Here is a 3,387-nt window from a genome sequence, read left to right on the forward strand (position 1 = left end):
TGACGCATTATGTCGACAAGGGCATTTACGCCCGCGACCCGTTTGTCAGCCTTGATGTTGAAGGCGTTGGTCAGCTCATCGAAATTGCCGTGAACAAAGGCCGCGCGACGCGTCCTGACATCAAGCTTGGGATTTGCGGCGAACATGGCGGCGATCCGGCGTCGATTGCCTTTTGTGAAAAGGTCGGCCTCGATTATGTCAGCGCCTCACCCTATCGCGTGCCTATCGCGCGATTGGCCGCTGCGCAGGCTGCACTTGCCAGCACATAATCATTTGTTCTAACCTTCGATTGAGGGAGAGCATTATGAAAAGGTGGCAACGATACGGCATCTGTATCACGTTGGGCTTAGTCGGCGGCGCGGGATATGCCATTTCGCAAGTGCGCGGTGATTACACCGCTAAGCAGATCAGTAATGGCCCCTGGAACGCCAATACCATTCAGGGGACGGAGAAAGCGACCGCGTTGATTCGCGCCAAAGTGGCATTGCACGGAATCATGGCTCTGCCCGCAAAAGAAGCCATGTACTATATCGCCAAAACGGACAGCGACGGTGCGCCTCTCAACGGCAAATGCACTTACACGGTGCTTGGTGGGCCATTGGACGCCCGTTGGTGGAGTGTAACGCTGTATCATGGCGAGGGCTGGCTCGTAAAAAATGAGGCCAACCGCTGGTCGGTGCCAGGAAATAAACCAGTCCGCGATAGCGATGGAAACTGGTCATTCACCGTATCGCCTAAAATAGCCAATGGTGTATGGTTGCCGACTGGCGGCATAGACGGTTTCGATCTGACCCTGCGGTTGTATCATGCAAAAGGAAATTTGCTCACTGATCCCGCAAATGCGACATTACCCACGATAAAAAAGGAGAGCTGCGCATGAAAAGAAACTGGCTGCTTCCCATTTTAGTGGGACTAATAACTGCCGGCGCAGCATGGCACGGCACTCTGGTCGCGACACCCTATGCGCTGATGTCAGCCGCTTTGGACAAAATCGCCACTGGGCGGGTAAACACATTCGTTTTTACCCAGCCTTCGACAGCCGACAATCAACCTATCGTCCGGCCCAGTCCTGATTTATCCTATTCAACCTGCGTTTTTGATTTGGCCAATGGCCCCGTGTTGCTCGACATTGAACCCGTGCCTGACCATTATTGGTCGATCAGTATATTCGACGCCCGCACCGATGTCGCGGCCGTCCGCAGTGATCGTGATACCGGCGGTAAATCGGCGCGCCTTGCCTTGATTCGAAAGGGTATGGCTGTCCCAAAGGGCTATGAACCCGTGGCGTTGCGTTATGATAAAGGATTAGCTCTCATTCGCATTCTGATGACGGACGCGGCAGACTTTCCAACGATTGATGCCATCCGCAGAAAATCGACCTGCAAGCAGCTTTGAGGTTCAATTAGCTATTGCACAACGGAAGGCACCACCCTAATAGCCGCCTTCCAGTGCACCCGTAGCTCAGCTGGATAGAGCATCAGACTACGAATCTGAGGGCCGGGCGTTCGAATCGCTCCGGGTGCACCACTTTTCTTCTCTCTGAATACAGAGACCTCTCGCCATGACCGCAAAATCCAAATCTGCCATCGTTCTGTTGTCCGGTGGCCTCGATTCAATGGTTGTTGCCGGCTTGGCGCGCGAGGCGGGCTATGACCTGATCGCGCTGACCATTGACTATAATCAGCGGCACAGGATTGAACTCGACAGTGCAGCGACCATCGCCGCGCATTTGGGGGCGATTGAACATATCGTCCTGCCGCTTGATCTGACGCGCTTTGGCGGCTCCGCGCTAACCGCGGACATTGCTGTTCCCAAAGAGGGCGTTGAAGAAAACGCCATCCCGGTGACCTATGTGCCTGCGCGCAACACGATATTCCTGTCCTTATGCCTTGGTCTTGCCGAAGCACGCGGCGCACGGGATTTGTGGATTGGCGTGAATGCGCTCGATTATTCGGGCTATCCCGATTGCCGCCCGGAATTCATCCGCGCCTTTGAAGGCATGGCCAATTTGGCCACCAAGGCGGGCGTTGAGGGCGATCATTTCAGCGTCCACACGCCGTTGCTGCACATGAGCAAGGCCGATATCGCCACGCAAGCGGCGCGGCTTGGCCTTGATGCGGGCATGAGCTGGTCCTGCTACGATCCGACGCCCGATAACAAAGCCTGTGGCCGCTGTGACAGCTGCCGCTTGCGCGCCAAGGGCTTTGCCGATGCGGGATTGCCCGATCCCACCATCTACGCATGAGCTACGCGGTTAAAGAGATTTTCCTGACGCTTCAGGGCGAGGGCGTTCATGCGGGCCGCCGTGCGGTGTTCCTGCGCTTTGCCGGATGCAATTTGTGGACGGGTCGCGAAGAAGACCGCAGTTCGGCCATCTGCCAATTTTGCGATACCGATTTTGTCGGCATGAACGGCGAAAATGGCGGCCGTTATGACGCGGCGGACCTTGCTGCAAAAGTCGCGGCTTTGTGGGGTGATGGCGCGCAATCGCGCTATGTCGTCATAACAGGCGGCGAACCCATGTTGCAGGTCGATGATGCGATTGTCGACGCATTGCATGCGCACGGGTTTCAGATCGCCATTGAAAGCAACGGCACTATCGCGGTTCACCCCGGCATCGATTGGGTCTGCATCAGCCCCAAGGCAGGGTCCGACGTCATCCAGCATCATGGCGATGAACTGAAACTCGTCTGGCCGCAATTGGCGAGTGATTTGGACCGCATGGAGGGATGGCAATTTGCCCATTTCCTCATCCAGCCCATGGATAAAGGCCATGCCGAGCTAAATGCCGCCAGCGTAGAGGAAGCCACGCGCTTCGTCATGGACCGCCCAAAATGGCGCTTATCCCTGCAAAACCACAAGATTTTGGGGCTGCCCTGACCCATATTAAATATGCTTGAAACCTATTCCCAAAGATGACAGTCTTGTGATGGGAAGAGGAGAGCAGAAAAATGGCAAAAGCCAAACAGGCGCAATTGCGCAGCTATAAAAGCTATTCAAAACGTATGTCCGACCATGTCGCCTTTGCGCTGGTGGTCTACACATTGGCACTGATATTCTTGGTGACGCCCACCATTGAATCGCGTGGCACGTCGATTTTTCCTTATTTTGTCTTGGTCCTCTTTGTGGCTGTGGTCATTCCGCCATGCCGCAATATGGAGCGCCGCTGGCAGGCACTGGATGCCGCTGCATACAATGGCGACGGTCTGAAGACGCATTATGTCGCGGACCGGCTGAAGCTTTGGGCTGCTGCCGTGGCCATTCCGGCATTTTTAGCGGTATTGTTTACGGTATTTTGACCGCCGCTTGATTGACGCTGTAACGGCCCGCGCCTAAGCGGGAATCATGCTTAAACCTCAAGAAGCGCTTGATCGCGCGCACAATCTC

The 3,387-nt window shown here is 55.3% G+C and carries 6 protein-coding genes and 1 tRNA gene; all 7 read left to right on the forward strand.

Features of this window, described 5'->3' with window-relative positions:
• Positions 1–269 (forward strand): putative PEP-binding protein (locus tag ACIQ5B_RS10505; RefSeq protein WP_397598978.1); only part of this gene is annotated, 269 nt, incomplete at its 5' end.
• A 35-nt stretch (positions 270–304) separates the two neighbouring features.
• A complete protein-coding gene (locus ACIQ5B_RS10510) occupies positions 305–880 on the forward strand; it encodes a DUF1214 domain-containing protein (protein WP_395635727.1) in 576 nt (191 codons plus the stop codon).
• Complete coding sequence (locus ACIQ5B_RS10515) at positions 877–1,395, forward strand: DUF1254 domain-containing protein (RefSeq protein ID WP_395619067.1); 519 nt, start codon at positions 877–879, stop codon at positions 1,393–1,395. The genes ACIQ5B_RS10510 and ACIQ5B_RS10515 overlap by 4 nt, the downstream gene beginning before the upstream one ends.
• A gap of 55 nt (positions 1,396–1,450) precedes the next feature.
• Positions 1,451–1,527: transfer RNA gene (locus ACIQ5B_RS10520), tRNA-Arg, on the forward strand.
• A gap of 34 nt (positions 1,528–1,561) precedes the next feature.
• On the forward strand, positions 1,562–2,245 hold the full coding sequence (queC, locus tag ACIQ5B_RS10525; RefSeq protein WP_395635726.1) for a 7-cyano-7-deazaguanine synthase QueC: 684 nt from the start codon (positions 1,562–1,564) through the stop codon (positions 2,243–2,245).
• Positions 2,242–2,880: a 7-carboxy-7-deazaguanine synthase gene (gene queE, locus ACIQ5B_RS10530; RefSeq protein WP_397598979.1), complete on the forward strand. Its 639-nt coding sequence runs from the start codon at positions 2,242–2,244 to the stop codon at positions 2,878–2,880. Before queC ends, queE begins: the two co-directional genes overlap by 4 nt.
• Positions 2,881–2,951: 71 nt before the next feature.
• Complete coding sequence (locus ACIQ5B_RS10535; protein ID WP_397575470.1) at positions 2,952–3,299, forward strand: hypothetical protein; 348 nt, start codon at positions 2,952–2,954, stop codon at positions 3,297–3,299.
• Positions 3,300–3,387: the final 88 nt, after the last annotated feature.

Origin of the sequence: Sphingorhabdus sp., assembly GCF_044374345.1 — a bacterium.
GTDB lineage: Bacteria > Pseudomonadota > Alphaproteobacteria > Sphingomonadales > Sphingomonadaceae > Sphingorhabdus_B.